Below are 15,778 nucleotides of genomic sequence, written 5' to 3' on the forward strand. Positions count from 1 at the left end.
CGGGGACGCCCGGGTCATCGCGGCCCGTCAGGGAGAGACGGCGGAACCGGTTGAGGCCGCCATCGCCACGGCCAGCCCGACCAGATCCATCAGCGTGCGTGCAGTCGTGTCGGAGCAGACGCCGCCGAGCGCACTGCGATGAATCACCGGTGCGTGAGTCCGCACCATCAGTAGAGCTCGAGCTCGGCCGCACGGCGGACCGCGGCCCGCCGGCTGCTGACGCCCAGCTTCTGATAGATGTGTGCGATGTGTGTCTTGGCCGTGTGCAGCGAGATGTACTCCGCCTCGGCGATCTCGGCGTTGGTGAGGTTGGTGGCGAGGTAGCGCAGAATGACCCGCTCACGCTCCGTCAGCGGCTCATGCCGCCCGGTGACGTCCCGGCGCTGCACTGCGGCCATCCGTCCGAGCACCTGCGTCACCGCTCCCGGGTGCGCGGTGCCGTGGCTCAGGTGGGACTTCAGCAGGCTCGGCAGGGGCTCGCCAGCACAGAGGAAGGGCCCGTACAGCTCGTCCGGCTCGGCCGCGGCCAGGGCCAGCTCGAGCGAGGCGTGTGCGCCGGGGCGGTCCAGCTGCCCGAGCGCCTCGGCCTCGAGGCAGCGGGAGAGGACCTCGACATGCACGAGCCGACTCCTCGTCGTCGTCTGGTCCAGCAGGGAGAGCGCGTCGGCCGGGAGCTCCGCCTGCAGCAGCACCTTCGCCCGCTGGACCGTAGCCAGCGGATACTCCGGTCCGGAGGGGGGCTTCGCGGCCAGGGCCACCGCCTCAGGGGTGCTGCCCTCAGCCATGAGGATCAGCCCGTCGAGCGCGGCGAGCATGGAGTGCCAGGCCGGCGCGCTGCACCCCGACTCCGACAGGGTCCGGATCTGCGCCGTTGCCGCTCGTGCGCCCTGGAGGTCTCCCAGCAACAGGCAGGTCGTCGTCAGGTAGCTGAGCGTGAAGCCCTGCAGCTCCCAGTCGAAGGGCAGCATCATCGTCAGAGCCCGCTCGAGCTGGGTCCGTGACTCGTGGAGGTTGTCCCGCCAGTAGTCGAGCCAGCCGAGGTAGGCGACCGCCGGAGCCAGCGTGGCCAGCCCCACCCAGCCGCGGTCATCGGCCCGGGCGAGCACGTCCTCAGCGAGGTCGCGCACCTCGCCAAGGCGTCCTTCGGCGATCGCGGGCAGGCACGACTCGGCGAGCGCGGTCAGCTCCAGGGCCAGCAGACCGGTGTCGTGCGCGGTCGCGGCAGAGGACCGCAGCATCTCGAGGGTGACCTCGGGCTCGGACTGCACACGCCTGGCCTCCCCCATCCCGACGAACATCTGCACCGAGGCCAGGACCGCCGGGTCCGGACGGCGCCGCCTCAGGTCGAACCCCTGCAGCAGAGCCGCTCCCGGCTCGACGGCCGCGCTCAAACCCGATCGATAGCCGGTATGGAACAGCTTGACGACTGCCATACGGTCCTCGAACTCCGCCTTCGCGTCGGCCGGAAGCAGGACGGCAGCGGCTCCGGCGGCCTGGATCTGCGCCTTGGCCTCGTCGATCTTCCCGCGCTGCACGAGGATCAGGGCACGGGCCAGATGAGCGTCGCCGGAGTAGGCCGAAACCTGGGGGACGTGCTCGACAGCGTCGAGCACCGCGTCGACCCGTCCCTCGAGGAACAGCTCGAGCCAGCGGTCGGCGAAGATCTGCGAGGCTCGGTCACCGTCCCCGGCCGCGACAGCGTGTCTGATCGCCGTGCGGGCATCAACGGCACTCCACCAGTCCGCGGCCGCCGTGTGCTGCCGGGTGGCCCGATCGGGGTAGTCGGCGACCAGGCGCCGGTGGACGTGAGCGGCGAAGAGCGGGTGCCAGTAGTACCAGGCCTCCTCCCCGTTGCTGACACCGCGGGACAGGAACAGGCCGTCGGCGACGCACAGCTCCAGCAGCGCCTCTGCGTTGTGCGTCCCCCGGACGCTGTCGACCAGTGAGGGGCACACGTGCTCGTCCAGGGTGGCGTCGAGGACGAAGTCGCGCAGGTCGTCCGACAGCGACGCGAGCACCTCCGTCGCGAGGTACTCCGCCAGCGCCTGGTCACGCCGCAGCTGCGTCGGCACCTGCTGGCGCAGGCCGTACTGGCGCGAGGCGAGGAGCGCCATGCGCACCCCCGCTGCCCAGCCACCGGTGGCACGGTGGATGTCCTTGACTGTCTCTTCGTCGAGGTCCAGATCGGCGGCCCGCACCGCCTCGGCCGTCTCCGCCGGACTGAACGCCAGCTGCTCGTGGGACAGGAAGGACAGCCGGTCATCCAGGCGCAGCCGCTGCAACCGCAGCGGTGGCACGACGCGCGCGGCCACGGCGATGCGCATGTTTGCCGGCGCCCACTTCAAGAGGTGGTCGATCACCTGGATCGAGCCCTTGGAACCGGTCAGCTCCTGCAGATCGTCCAGCACGAGCGTCAACGGCAGCGCCGCGTCGAAGAGCACCTCCAGCAGCGAGTCGACCAGCGCAAGGGGCTCGGCCCGCAGCGCGGAGACCCGCAGCGGCTCCAGGTCGGTGCCCAGCTCCTCGAGCCCCGAGAGGCACACTGAAGTCACGAGGTCCGCGACGAGCCGCACCGGCGCCCGGTCGGAGTCATCGACGCCCAACCAGATGGCCGCACCCTTGACCTGCTGGCGCCGGGAGGCCTCCGCGAGCAGCGTCGACTTGCCGTAACCCGCCATGCCCGCGAGCACGACCACCGGCCGCTCGTCGATCAGGGGCGCCAGACGAGCCCGCTCGATCGTGTGGGCAGAAGGCGACGGGATCGCCATACGCGCATGACGTGGTCCGACCATCTCATCCCCTTGTGGATGGGCGCACGCAGAGGGGTCCGCGGAGGGGTATCTGCAGCCTACCCCTCGGACTGGGAACCTTCGCCGATATCGGACTACTCGGATGAATGGCCCTCGTTGAGAGGCCTCGTCCCCGCCGGACGTAAGCCCCAGGCGCGCCCCAAGCCTGTGGCGAGCACCGGCGGCCGCGACCACGGACCGGTCCGCCGACAGGTGCGTGTAGCGGCGCTGGATCCGGCCGTGTCCGTGGACCAGTATCCCGGACACGGAGCGCACGGCTGTCCCGTGGTAGAGGATTTACGGCGGGCCTCAGGCCCCGGCCGATAGTGCCCTGCGGGCTCAAGGACAGGCCCCGACACAGCCCAGAATCTCGGGTCCCTGCAGGAGCGTCAGCCCGGGCGTCTGGCAGAGCACCCCCTGAGCCTTGAGCTGGACGGGAGGACGGGACGGGCCTGCCTGATCCATCATCATCGTGGCCCCCCAGCAGCCCCACATCCCTTATCAGGGTGAGCGGGACCCTCGAGCGCTCCGCAGCTGCCGGCACCACCCGCGGACCAACGAGCCCGCCCTCCGAGCGCCCACGAAGGCCCCCAGCCCAGGGGGAGCTGGGGGCCTTCCGCCGGGTTTAGGGGTACCCGGCGACGCGCGTTGTTGCGCAGGAAGAGCGTAGGTCGCGGAGAGTGACGACTTCTTCGCCGAACCGGGCAGATCCTTGTCGAATGCGGACACCTCGACCTGGGGGCACGTGATGGAGCCGCTGATCCGGGCTGCAACGCTCGACGGGTACCTCGAACTCGCCACGGCCCTGGGCGTCGACGCTCCGGCGCTGGTGGCTCAGGTGGGCCTGGAGCTCGCGGAGCTGCGGGCTCCGGACACCTGGCTCCCCGCCCGGGCGGCCGCGCGACTGCTCGACCTGTCGGCCACCCTCTCGGCGCGCCCCGACTTCGCGGTGTTGCTGGGCGACGGGCGGCGCCTGGCCACCCTCGGCCCGATCAGCGTGGCGGTCCGTGAGGAGCCCGACCTTCGCCACGTGCTGCAGGTGCTGGTCCGTCACGAGGTGACCTACAACGAGGCCCTGCGCCTGCGCCTGGACGAGAGCGACGGCACGGCCACCATCCGGCTCTGGCTCGAGCTGGGCGCGCCGGCACCCCTGGGCCAGGCCACCGCGCTCGGGGTCACCGCGGTCAACGGGGTCATCCGCGAGTGCCTCGACGACTCGTGGCGCCCGCTCGGCGCCTACTTCGCGTTCCCCGCTCCCGCTGACCTCGGGCAGTACCCCGACGCGTTCGGGCCTGGCCTCCGGTTCGACCAGCCGTATTCGGGACTCGTCCTGCGCTCGCGCGACCTCGGCTCGGCGAACCGGCTGTCCGACCCGCTGCTGCGCCCGTACGCGCAGCAGTTCCTCGAGGCCGCCGTCGCCAGGAGAGGGCCGAGCACCACCGCCCGTGTGACCGAGCTGGTCGAGCTGCTGCTACCAGCAGGGCGGTGCTCGCTCACCGCGGTCGCCAGCGCCCTACGCCTCGATCCGCGCACACTGCGGCGACACCTCGCTCGGGAAGGGACGTCCTTCAGGGCCGTCGTGGACCAGACCCGGGCCGCCCTGGCCCAACGCCACCTCGGCAGTGGCACCCAGTCGATGACCCAGATCTCACAGCTGCTCGGATTCGACACCCCGGGCGCCTTCAGCCGATGGTTCACGAGGCGCTTCGGCATGACGGCCCGGGACTGGCGGAAGCTGGCCAGGACGTAGTACAGAAGCGTCAGGGAGAGTCCGGCTCCTGCGTGGGCTGACGGTTGGTGGAGTACCGGAACCCACCCCCAACGACGTGCGGCCCGGCCCCTCATGGAGGGACCGGGCCGACTCAGGTGCCGCTCACGAAATGTCATCTGACCGATCGGGTGACAATTCTGACCAGCTGAATGCCACTCGTGGTCGAGCCATTCGTGTCAATTCCTGACCGATGACATCAGCTGCAGCCGCTGGTGCTGCCGCAACCCTCGCAGACGTAGCAGGAGCCGGCGGGACGCATCTTCGTGCCGCAGGTCATGCAGATCGGCGCGTCGGCGGTGATGCCGCCGAACTTCTCGAGCAGCTCGGCCGAGCTGTGCACGTCACCGGAGGCCTCGCGGGCCGACGCGGCACCGGCGCCGAACTTGACCTCGACCTCACCGGCCTTCTCCGCCTTGGGTTCGGGCTTCGGCTCCTTCTTGGCGACCGGCGTCGACTGCTGGAGCGTCTCGAGCTCCTCGGCCAGCTCGTCCTCGTCCTCGTCGTCACTGGCCTCGATCGCCTCGTACGAGCCGGTCTCGACCTGGCGCGCGCGCTCCTCGGCGGTGTGGATGCCCATGAACGAGCGGGTGTCGAAGTCGAGGTAGTCCAGGGCGAGCCGTCGGAAGACGTAGTCCATGAGGGACTGGGCCATCCGCACGTCCGGATCGTCGGTCATGCCGGCCGGCTCGAAGCGCAGGTTCGTGAACTTCTCCACGTAGGTCTCGAGCGGCACGCCGTACTGCAGGCCGACGGACACGGCGATCGAGAACGCGTCCATCACGCCGGCGAGCGTCGAGCCCTGCTTGCCGAACTTGAGGAAGATCTCGCCGAGCTCACCGTTCTCGTACGTGCCGGCGGTGAGGTAGCCCTCGGCGCCACCGACGGCGAACGACGTCGTCTGCGACGTGCGGCGCTTGGGCAGGCGACGACGCACCGGGCGGTACTCGATGATCTTCTCGACCTTGGCCGGGGCGGCCTCGGCCGGCACGTCCTTGGCCTTCTCCTTGTCCTTGGCGGTGGACCCACCGTCGGACAGCGGCTGGCCGACCTTGCAGTTGTCGCGGTAGACCGCGAGCGCCTTGATGCCGAGCTTCCAGCCCTGCATGTAGACGTCCTCGATCTCCTCGACCGTCGCCGTCTCGGGCAGGTTGACCGTCTTGGAGATGGCGCCGGACAGGAACGGCTGCGCCGCCGCCATCATGCGCACGTGGCCCATCGGGGAGATCGCGCGCTGACCCATCGCGGTGTCGAAGACCTCGTAGTGCTCCGGCTTGAGGCCGGGGGCGTCGACGACGTGGCCCTTGTCGGCGATGTACTCGACGATGGCCTCGATCGACTCCTGCTGGTAGCCGAGCTTCTTCAGGGCCCGCGGGATCGTCAGGTTGACGATCTGCATCGAGCCGCCGCCGACGAGCTTCTTGAACTTGACGAGCGAGAAGTCCGGCTCGATGCCGGTGGTGTCGCAGTCCATCATGAAGCCGATGGTGCCGGTGGGGGCGAGCACCGACGCCTGTGCGTTGCGGTAACCGTGCTTCTCGCCGAGCTTGATGACGTCGTCCCAGGCCTTCGTGGCGACCTTGTGGATGCCGGAGTCCATGGCGTCGAGGGTCTTGATGTCGTCGTTGGCCGCCTGGTGCTTGCGCATGACGCGCTTGTGCGCGTCGGCGTTGCGGGCGTAGCCGGCGTAGGCGCCGACGACCGAGGCCATCTCGGCGGAGCGCTTGTAGGCGGCGCCGGTGAGCAGCGAGGTGATCGACGCGGCGAGCGCGCGGCCACCCTCGGAGTCGTAGCCGTGGCCGGTGGCCATGAGCAGCGCGCCGAGGTTGGCGTAGCCGATGCCGAGCTGGCGGTAGTTGCGCGTCGTCTCGCCGATCGGGTCGGTCGGGAAGTCCGCGAAGCAGATCGAGATGTCCATCGCCGTGATGACGAGCTCGACGACCTTCTGGAAGGTGACGGCGTCGAAGGTGTCGTCGTCCTTGAGGAACTTCAGCAGGTTGAGCGAGGCGAGGTTGCACGAGCTGTTGTCGAGCGACATGTACTCCGAGCAGGGGTTGGACGCGGTGATGCGACCGGTCTCGGGGTTGGTGTGCCAGGCGTTGATCGTGTCGTCGTACTGGATGCCCGGGTCGGCGCACTCCCACGCGGCCTTGGCGATCTTGGCGAAGAGGTCGCGGGCGTCGACGGTGTCGATGACCGAGCCGTCGGAACGCGAGCGCAGGCCGAAGTCGGTGCCGTTCTCGACGGCCTTCATGAACTCGTCGTTGACGCGGACCGAGTTGTTCGCGTTCTGGTACTGGACCGAGACGATGTCCTTGCCGCCGAGGTCCATGTCGAACCCCGCGTCGCGCAGGGCGCGGATCTTGTCCTCCTCGCGCGCCTTCGTCTCGACGAACTCCTCGATGTCCGGGTGGTCGACGTCGAGGACGACCATCTTGGCGGCCCGACGCGTCGCGCCGCCCGACTTGATGGTGCCCGCGGAGGCGTCGGCGCCGCGCATGAAGGAGACCGGGCCGGAGGCCGTGCCACCGGAGGAGAGCAGCTCCTTGGAGGAGCGGATGCGGGAGAGGTTGAGGCCGGCGCCGGAGCCGCCCTGGAAGATCTTCCCCTCCTCCTTGTACCAGTTGAGGATGGAGTCCATCGAGTCGTCGACCGCGAGGATGAAGCAGGCCGAGACCTGCTGCGGCGACTTCGTGCCGACGTTGAACCACACCGGCGAGTTGAACGAGAAGACCTGGTGCAGCAGCGCCCACGTCAGCTCGTGCTCGAAGACCTCGGCGTCGTCGGCGCTGGAGAAGTAGCCGTTGCTCTTGCCGGCGGCGACGTACGTCAGCACGACGCGGTCGATGAGCTGCTTGAGCGACACCTCGCGAGCGGGCGTGCCGACCGCGCCGCGGAAGTACTTGGTGGTGACGATGGTGCTCGCGTTGATCGACCAGAAGTCGGGGAACTCGACCCCGCGCTGCTCGAAGATCGTCTCGCCCGTCTTCCAGTTCTGCTGGACGACGTCGCGCTTCTCCCACGTCACCTCGTCGTACGGGTGGACGCCGGGCGTGGTGTAGATGCGCTCGATCTTGACGCCCTTGGCGCCTGCCTTCGAGCGAGATGTGCGGTTACCGATCTCCGTCATTTCCTGCGGCCTCCCTGACCGTGTGCGGGCCCGCCCCGGGCCCGAGTGCTCGTCGTGTCGTTCGGTGTCAGTGTCTCGCCGGGGTCTGACAGTCCCCTTGTGGGTGTGGGCGATTCGTGTGGAGGGTGGTTACCGCTGCGCGCCGAGCTCGGGGTGGGCGTCTGGGCCCGTCCCGAGCGCGTCACGTTCGGCTCGAAGGAGCGTGATGGCCCCTTCGAAGTCCTCGAGGCTCTCCCAGGCCTGGTAGACGCTGGCGAACCTGAGGAAGGCGACCTCGTCGAGCTCGCGGAGCGGCTCGAGGACGGCCATGCCGACCTCGTGCGCCTCGATCTCGGCGTTTCCCTGCGAACGGATGGCTTCCTCGACCTTCTGGGCGAGCAGCGCGAGGTCGTCCTCGGTGACCGGTCGGCCCTGGCAGGCCTTGCGGACGCCGGAGAGGACCTTGACCCTGCTGAACGGCTCGGTGACGCCGGACCGCTTGATCACGTTGAGGCTCGAGGTCTCGAGCGTCGTGAAGCGGCGGTTGCACTCGGGGCACTGGCGGCGGCGGCGGATGGCCGCGCCGTCGTCGGTGGTGCGTGAGTCGATGACCCGCGAGTCGGTGTGCCGACAGAAGGGACAGTGCACGACGGGTCACCTCCCTCTCCGTAAGCCCAGTCGTAGGAACGCTCGTGGTCGTCCCCGTATGCCGTCCACGAGCCTCTCCGAGGCCCGGGTCGGTGTTCGTGGGACCGGCCGGGGCTGGGGATGGTTCTGTGGATGAGCTGGGGACGACCTGTCCATAACCCCAATCTGGTTGGGGACTACATGTGGACGTCTTACATCCGTGTAACTACTAGATGTAGGGGTAACTGTAGGCAGGTCGTGACGTGCGTCGCAAGCACTTCGGAAAAACCCGGCGTGGCGCGTCGCTGACCTGCACAAACGCCACAAGAGTCCCATCCGTCCCGGCGTGTCGCCAGACGGGCGACCCCAAGATGTTGGGGTCGACCACCGTAGCGACTCCCCCATGTGGCGCCATCTGGGGGCGACGGCTCAGCGCACCTCGGACAACCGCGGACGCGTCGCGAACTACACGCACAGGCCCGCCATGCCGACGCCGCACGCCGCCGCCGCCGTCAGCAGCGACGTCGCAGCGGCCAGCAGGCCGAAGGCCGGGATCGCGAGCGGGACGAGCACGAGGTCACCGAACCCGGACAGCGACGACACGCGTCCGAGGTGGCTCGTGGCGACCGTGCGCTGGTAGGCGCCGGACAGCCAGACCGACGCGGCGCCCGCGGTCAGTCCGATGCCGAGCATCGCGGCGAGCAGGACCGGCCGGGCGTCCATGCCGGCGCCGACGATCAGTACGCCCTGCGCGACGAGGACGCGGAACCCGGCACGGGCCGGACGGACCGGTCGGACCCGGATCCCGACGAGGCTGCCGATGATCGCCCCCGTGGCGAAGGCCGCCTCGGCGTACCCGAGCCACGACGGCCCCCACCCGGACCCGGTGACGCGTAGGGCGACGCCGAGGGCGATGACCGGGGAGACGAAGACGTTGAGCGCGGCGAGACCGAGCACGAGCAGCCGGGCCCGGTCGTCACGACGCAGGTAGGCGACGCCGTCGCGGACGCTGGCCAGCCACGGCATCCCCGCCGACCGCGGCAGGGCGAACCTCGGACGGACGACGAGGCCGAGCGTCGCCGCGATCCCGAGGAAGGTCACCGCGTCGAGGACCATGGCGCCGGCCGGGCCGGACCAGGCGACGACCGCACCACCGGCCGGCGCACCGAGCAGCCGCGCCGTCCGGTTGCCGATCTGGTTCCAGCCGCTGACGGTGGCCAGGTCCTTGCTCGTGACGAGCTGGCGCGCCATCGTCGCGCCGGACGGCATCGTGAGGCCGGTGACGGCGCCGAACGTGACGCCGAGCGCCACGAGGAAGCCGGCACCCCTGACGCCGGCCGTCCAGGCGAACGCACCGGCGAGCAGCACGACGCCCTGGGCCACCCGCCCGACGACCAGCGCCCGACGCGTGTCGTACCGGTCGGCGAGCACGCCGCCCACGACGACCAGGGCGGCCTGCGGGATCGTCTCGGCGCCCAGCACGACCCCGGCCATCGCGGGTGACAGCGTGTGTGCGGCCGTCCACGCCAGGGCGACCGTCCACAGTGCGTCGCCGAACCACGAAAGGAACATCGCGGCGACCCAGGCGCGCACCATCCGGTCGCGTCGCAGCGGCGGTGGCGGAGCCCCGACGGGGGCCGGGGCCGTCACCGTGCTCATGGTTTCACCGGCGCGCTGGGGAAGACGCGGGTGCCGACGCGCACCGGGTACCTCTCGACCTCCGGGTGGGCTCGGGCGTCCGCCCGGCACTGCTCGCTCCAGGCGAGCACCACCTCGGTGAGGCGCGTCCCCAGGTCGCGCATCTGCTCGAGAGTCGCCTGCTCGAGGGTGTCGGTGGCCGTCGCGGCACGCCGCAGCTCCTCCGGCGCGTCCTGCGAGGTCGCGAGCCACTGCTGGACGGCGCGGACGTGGTGGCGGAAGTTCTCGGCCTCCGCCGTCGCGGCGATGCGTCGTGCCACCGTGCCCGGGACGAAGTCGGACGCGTCCCACGACAACTGGCGGGAGCGGCTGCGCCACCAGCTCTCCCGGGTGTCGCGAGCGAGCTCAGGGGCAGGCTCGACGAAGCCGTGCCGGTGCAGGACCCCGACGTGGTGGCTCACCGACCCGACGGCCAGACGGGTGCGGCGGGCGAGCTGCCCCACGGTGGCCGGGCCCTCGACGGAGAGCAGCTCGCAGATCCATCGACGCGTCGGGTGGTGGAAGGCGGACAGCACCTCGAGGAGGGCGTCTCCGGACTCGCCGCCGAGGACGTCGGCGTCGGTCGGGGTCGTGGTCTCGTGGCGCTCGGCCGCGGTTCGTCGGGGCATGGGCCCACCATCGTGCTCGTCGGCCAGACATACAAGCACTCTTGTATAACTCGCCCAGTTCGTTGCGGTCAGACGTCGTCCGGGCGACACGCCCACCCGCGGCGTGCGCGAGGGAGGGGGCATGTCGGAAGATCAAGGCGTGACAAAGCGGACACTCGACGAGGCGCCCACGGCCGCGCTCCCCTCCGACGAGCCGGCGCACCTGCGCGACGCCGTCCTCGGTCGCTACGGGGTGCTCGAGAGCGGGCCCAGCCGCGATCTGCAGGCCCTCGTCGACATGGCGGCGCAGATCTGTGCCGTTCCCAACGCGGCGATCAACCTCATCACCTCGACCCGACAGCACCAGGTGGCGACCTTCGGCTTCGAGGCCTCGATCTGCCTGCGCGAGGACTCGATGTGCGCGGTCGTCCTCGACCGTCCAGAACCGGTTGTCGTGCGCAACGCCGCGACGGACGAGCGATTCCGCGACAACCCGTTCGTGACCGGCATCCTCGGCGACGTCCGCTTCTACGCGTCCGCTCCGCTGACGACGCCGGGCGCCGTCATCATCGGCCGACTGTGCGTCTTCGACGTCGAGCCGCGAACGCTGGCCCCCGAGCAGGAGCACGCGCTGACCGTGCTCGCGGACCGGATCGTCGATGTGCTCGAGCTGAGGCTTCGCAGCCGCGAGCTGGAGGAGTCGCTGTCGGACCTCACCGCAGCCCGCGACGAGCTGCGCCGCTCGAACGACCTGCTGTCGGTCTTCGCCGGGCAGGTCAGCCACGACCTGCGCAGCCCCCTGTCGGCCATCATGGCGAGCGCGGAGATGCTCGGGCAGCGCGAGTCCGTCGTCGAGGACCCGCTGGCCACCCGCCTGGTCGGCACGACGTTCCGCGCCTCGACGCGGATGGCAGGTCTCATCGAGGAGATCCTGACGCACGCGCGGGTCGGGGCCCGCCTCGAGCGGACCGAGACCGACCTCGACGCCGTGCTCTCAGACGTCCTGACCGATCTCGGTCCGAGCATCGAGCACGCGAACGCGACCGTCATGGCCGAGCCGCTGCCGACCCTGTGGGCCGACGGTGCCCAGCTGTACTCGGTGCTGCTGAACCTCGTGTCGAACGCCCTGAAGTACACCCGTCCGGACCTCGAGCCGGTCGTCACCGTGACGGCGCGACCGCACGACGACCGATGGCGGATCACGGTGCAGGACAACGGGGTCGGCATCGACGAGGCCAACCGCGAGAGCATCTTCCGGCTCTTCACCCGGGTGTCCACCGATGTCGAGGGCAGCGGGATCGGGCTTGCCACGTGCAAGCGCATCGTCGAGGTGCACGGGGGCTCGATCGGCGTGGACCCGGCCCCCGAGGGCGGGTCTCGCTTCTGGTTCGAGCTGCCCGCGGGCGCTCCTGACGTCGACGAAGCCTGACGCTCCCCACCGGGTCCACCTCCCAGGGACGGCCACCTCACAGGGACGGCATCGTGATGCACGACCGTTCGACCGATGTCTGCCGGACCACGAGGTCGCGCCGCCCGACGGCGACCGCCACGAGGTTGTCGGCACTCACGGTGCCTGCCCGCAGGTACTGGGTGTGCCCCACCGACGTCCGCGACGGGTCGTCCGCGCCGGAGCCGATGCCGCGCCAGAGGTTGCACGACGCGGTCGGGTCCTTCAGCGCGGTGGTCGACAGCGAGACGGCGCCTCTGACGGTGTCGGGGTGGCGGCCGAAAAGCGGCCACCCGGGATGGGCGACGAGATCGTGGCCGCCCTCGAGGACGTTGAGCGACCCGGCCTTGAGGCCGGTGCGCTCGATCCGGTCGAAGGGCACGCCCGGCGACCCGAACACAGCTACGTCGTCGATCGGGCTGTCCTGCAGCAGAGCGTTGCCCGCCAGGACCGACCCGTACGAGTGCGCCCACACCGTCTGGTGCACGGGCTCGTCGCGCGCCGCCGCCACGCCGGTGACGAAGGCGGCGAGCTCGTCGGCGTTGTCGCGGGCGATCCTCGGGTTGAGGACGCTGCGGTCGATGGTCGTGACGATCTCGTGGGGCTGCGGGGCTTCGTACCCCATCCACGTCACGATCGCGGTGTCGGCACCTCCTCCCTCGCGGAGAGCCTGCTGACGCAACGGCGCGAACCAGTCGTCGTACCGCGCGAGGTCGTCGCGGGGCTTCGTCGACAACCCACCGACGTAGGTCACCACGTGCTCAGCAGTCTCGACATCGCCTTGCGCGACGACGACCTTGACCTCGCGACCCCTGGCGTCGAGGAACAGGAGGCGTCGCAGGACGCCGTCCTGACGCCCGAGCACGGTGCGCACGGCGCGCAGGTCCTCTACCCGGCGTCGCGCCGACGCCACGACGTCGACCCCGAGCAGGTTCGCGGGCTGCTCACGCTCGGCGGCCAGGGCGGCAGACGCCGCCCGCTCGGCCTCGGCGAGGAGAGCCAGGTTGGCCTCGTGGCGCGCCGCGGCCGGGATGCCGTCGCGCGGTCCGACCCACTGGGGGTGGTCGCGGATCACGGACCGGCGCTCCGCGTCGGTGAGACATCGCCACCACGCCGCGGACGCGTAGGCGCCACTGGCGTCGTGGAGCACCACCGGCGGCGGGGTCACGGGAAGGACTCCCCCGGCGGCGAGGACCGGCGCTGCCGCCGAACCACCGTGCGCCGCAGCGAGCAGGTCGGCGGCCAGGCGGGCATCGACGTCGGTCGCGAGACGGACGGCCTGCCGCAGGTAGGTGTGCACCTCCTCGCGCAGCAGCACGTCGCGGCGGGCCCGATGGGCCTCGAGCACCGGGTCGAGGCCGGCGGCGCGAACCGGTAGGAAGAGGGTGCCCTCATGGTCGACCCACGCGCCGTCATCGGCCGCACGCCGGTCGGCCCGCGAGAGCAGGTCCTGCGCGGCACGTACGCGGGTAGCGGCCTGGCTCAGGCTGATCGACGCCGCGGCGAGGCACGCGCCGAGCCGGCCGAGGCCGGCAACGAGAGCAGCCGCCCTCGTGGCCGCCGCCGCCGAGGCGGGACCGGACCAACCCCGGGTGCGCCGACGCAAGAGCCTGATGACGACCGCCTCGACGTCGAGCCGGCACCTCTCGAGTCGCCTCGCCGCGGCCAGGAGCACCTCAGGTCTGCTCGACCGGATCCGGCCGACGTCGAGCGTCATCACGGGACACCGCCGTCGGACTCGGCGGAGAAGGTGGCCGCAGCCGTCCGTTCGACGCCCTCGTACAGGGTGGACGCCGCCTCCAGCGCGGAACCCAGACCGAGCAGCTCGAGCCGAGCGTCACGGAACCGGTCTCGCCACGCCTCGACGAGACGCGGGGTCGACGCCGCGGCCTCCCCGCCGGGTAGCCCCGAGGCGACCGCCGCCACCGCGGCATCGGCACGGATCGACGCGAGCCGCGCGAGCGCGGCCCCCATCTCGGCCGCTGCGTCACCGACTGTTGCCGGGTCCACCTCGTAGCGCATGCCCACTCCTTCCTGAGAACTTCACCGTAGGAAGGGCTTTCGGATCGTGGGCTCCTCCGTCCACAGGCGTCGCCCTGGGCCGGCCGTCGGCACCCGGTCGTCCACAGGGCGAGCCAACAGGCCTGTACAGCAGGACGCCGCACCCCGGAGTGGGGGTGCGGCGTCCGGGCGGACCGGCGGGGTCGAAGCGCCGGGCACGCCAGCCGCTGGAGGTGGAGCCAACGCGGCCGTCGGAGATCCGCGCGACACGAACGCGCGCGGAGCGGAGGTCAGGGAGCCGGGACGACGAGACGCTGGCCCGCGTGGATCATCGACGTGGAGAGGGAGTTGGCCAGCTGGAGCTCGGCGACCCCTTCCGAGACCGGCAGGTCGGGCAGCTCGCGGGCGGCGATTCCCGACAGCGTCTGGCCCGACTGGACGGTGATGGACCGCGGCGCGTCGGCGGCCGAGGCGAGCTGGCCGGCGAGGCCCAGGCCCAGCGCGACGAGCACCCCGGCGACGAGGAGGGTGACGACGAACCGCCCGAACCGCGTCAGGCGCAGCGGCGCCTGCTCGGCGCGGGCGGCACGGACGGCGTCAGGGCCGGTGGGAACGAGAACGAGCTGCGGCCTCGAGCGCGGAACGGAGTCCCCCGACTCCAGCTCACGCTGCTGACGAACGGCCTCGAGTGCGACAACGCTCATGCTGACCTCCCCTTCCTGCTGCCTTGCGAACATGTGTTCGATCGAACGTCTGTACGATTTGTAGCACGTATGTTCGAGGAAGTCGAGACACGCATCGAACACGCGTTTGGCAACTGTGTTCGAAACCCGTACGCTTTCCTCACACCACCAACCACACCAGTCACCACTGACACTGGGTCCGCAGCGGCCCGGATCACGGGCTCTGGACGGGCGACGAAGGGGACACCATGGGCGTGACCGAGCTTCCCGACCGCGACAAGGGCGACGGCCTGACGATGCGGCAGCGACGCGTGCTCGAGGTGATCCGCAACTCCGTCGACAGGCGTGGCTACCCGCCGAGCATGCGCGAGATCGGCGAGGCCGTGGGTCTCGCGAGCCCCTCCAGCGTCAGCCACCAGCTCGCGGCACTCGAGCGCAAGGGCTACCTGCGGCGCGACCCCAACCGTCCGCGCGCCCTGGAGGTCGTCTCGCCCGACGGCGCCGACGAGCCGACGCGCCGCGGTCGTGCCGCCGGCTCCCAGCAGCACGATGTCGAGACCGAGGCGGGTGACGCGCGCCCGGAGGCCTCGTACGTGCCCGTCCTCGGCAAGATCGCCGCGGGCGTCCCGATCACGGCCGAGGAGGTCGTCGAGGACGTCTTCCCGCTCCCCCGGCAGGTCGTCGGCGAGGGCCAGCTGTTCCTGCTCAAGGTCCAGGGCGACTCCATGGTCGAGGCCGCGATCTGCGATGGCGACTGGGTCGTCGTGCGGCAGCAGCCGAATGCCGAGAACGGCGACATCGTGGCTGCGATGCTCGACAACGAGGCCACCGTCAAGACCTTCAAGCGCAAGGACGGCCACGTCTGGCTGCTGCCGCACAACGCCGCCTACGACCCGATCGACGGCGACGCCGCGACGATCCTCGGCAAGGTCACCGCGGTGCTGCGCCGCGTCTGACGCCCACTCCCTGCTCTGACGCCTCGCCTCCCGACGCGCCGCGGACGTTCCGCGGCGCGTCGCGACGTATCCGGCGGCCGGGTTCGCCACTCTGAGAGACACACTCGCCTCAG

Annotated in this window: 11 protein-coding genes; 3 read left to right on the plus strand and 8 right to left on the minus strand. The window is 70.7% G+C overall.

Translation table 11 applies throughout. From position 1 onward, the window contains the following. Nucleotides 1-167 precede the first annotated feature (167 nt). Nucleotides 168-3,065 carry a winged helix-turn-helix domain-containing protein gene (locus AC3A5R_RS21340; RefSeq protein WP_487622784.1) on the minus strand — a complete coding sequence of 966 codons (2,898 nt, stop codon included), beginning with the start codon at nucleotides 3,063-3,065 and terminating at the stop codon, nucleotides 168-170. A 472-nt stretch (nucleotides 3,066-3,537) separates the two neighbouring features. On the opposite strand from AC3A5R_RS21340, the gene AC3A5R_RS21345 reads away from it, so the two are divergent. Continuing rightward, on the plus strand, nucleotides 3,538-4,539 hold the full coding sequence (locus AC3A5R_RS21345) for an AraC family transcriptional regulator (protein WP_487622785.1): 1,002 nt from the start codon (nucleotides 3,538-3,540) through the stop codon (nucleotides 4,537-4,539). A 217-nt stretch (nucleotides 4,540-4,756) separates the two neighbouring features. On the opposite strand, the gene AC3A5R_RS21350 is transcribed toward AC3A5R_RS21345, so the two are convergent. The 4 genes from AC3A5R_RS21350 to AC3A5R_RS21365 form a co-directional block, all read right to left on the minus strand. Beyond that, complete coding sequence (locus tag AC3A5R_RS21350; RefSeq protein WP_487622786.1) at nucleotides 4,757-7,687, minus strand: vitamin B12-dependent ribonucleotide reductase; 2,931 nt, start codon at nucleotides 7,685-7,687, stop codon at nucleotides 4,757-4,759. A gap of 129 nt (nucleotides 7,688-7,816) precedes the next feature. Beyond that, on the minus strand, nucleotides 7,817-8,314 hold the full coding sequence (gene nrdR / locus AC3A5R_RS21355; RefSeq protein WP_487622787.1) for a transcriptional regulator NrdR: 498 nt from the start codon (nucleotides 8,312-8,314) through the stop codon (nucleotides 7,817-7,819). A gap of 444 nt (nucleotides 8,315-8,758) precedes the next feature. Beyond that, entirely contained in the window at nucleotides 8,759-9,952 is a 1,194-nt protein-coding gene (locus AC3A5R_RS21360) for an MFS transporter (protein WP_487622788.1), read from the minus strand. Then, nucleotides 9,949-10,599: a helix-turn-helix domain-containing protein gene (locus AC3A5R_RS21365; RefSeq protein ID WP_487622789.1), complete on the minus strand. Its 651-nt coding sequence runs from the start codon at nucleotides 10,597-10,599 to the stop codon at nucleotides 9,949-9,951. Before AC3A5R_RS21365 ends, AC3A5R_RS21360 begins: the two co-directional genes overlap by 4 nt. A 139-nt stretch (nucleotides 10,600-10,738) precedes the next feature. Between AC3A5R_RS21365 and AC3A5R_RS21370 the strand changes: the two genes are divergently transcribed. Further along, the gene (locus tag AC3A5R_RS21370) at nucleotides 10,739-12,007 is read left to right on the plus strand and encodes a sensor histidine kinase (RefSeq protein ID WP_487622790.1); all 1,269 of its coding nucleotides are present in this window, start codon (nucleotides 10,739-10,741) and stop codon (nucleotides 12,005-12,007) included. A gap of 37 nt (nucleotides 12,008-12,044) precedes the next feature. On the opposite strand, the gene AC3A5R_RS21375 is transcribed toward AC3A5R_RS21370, so the two are convergent. The 3 genes from AC3A5R_RS21375 to AC3A5R_RS21385 all read right to left on the minus strand — a co-directional run bounded on the left by AC3A5R_RS21375 (nucleotide 12,045) and on the right by AC3A5R_RS21385 (nucleotide 14,730). Continuing rightward, nucleotides 12,045-13,742, minus strand: coding sequence for an alpha/beta hydrolase (locus AC3A5R_RS21375; protein WP_487622791.1), 1,698 nt, complete (start codon nucleotides 13,740-13,742; stop codon nucleotides 12,045-12,047). Further along, entirely contained in the window at nucleotides 13,742-14,047 is a 306-nt protein-coding gene (locus AC3A5R_RS21380) for a hypothetical protein (protein WP_487622792.1), read from the minus strand. Before AC3A5R_RS21380 ends, AC3A5R_RS21375 begins: the two co-directional genes overlap by 1 nt. Before the next feature lie 269 nt (nucleotides 14,048-14,316). Next, nucleotides 14,317-14,730, minus strand: a complete 414-nt coding sequence (locus AC3A5R_RS21385; RefSeq protein WP_487622793.1) for a LysM peptidoglycan-binding domain-containing protein — start codon at nucleotides 14,728-14,730, stop codon at nucleotides 14,317-14,319. Nucleotides 14,731-14,957: 227 nt separating this feature from the next. On the opposite strand from AC3A5R_RS21385, the gene lexA reads away from it, so the two are divergent. Further along, nucleotides 14,958-15,665: a transcriptional repressor LexA gene (gene lexA, locus AC3A5R_RS21390; RefSeq protein ID WP_487622794.1), complete on the plus strand. Its 708-nt coding sequence runs from the start codon at nucleotides 14,958-14,960 to the stop codon at nucleotides 15,663-15,665. Nucleotides 15,666-15,778: the final 113 nt, after the last annotated feature.

The organism is Intrasporangium sp. Soil_C_50, from assembly GCF_057656595.1.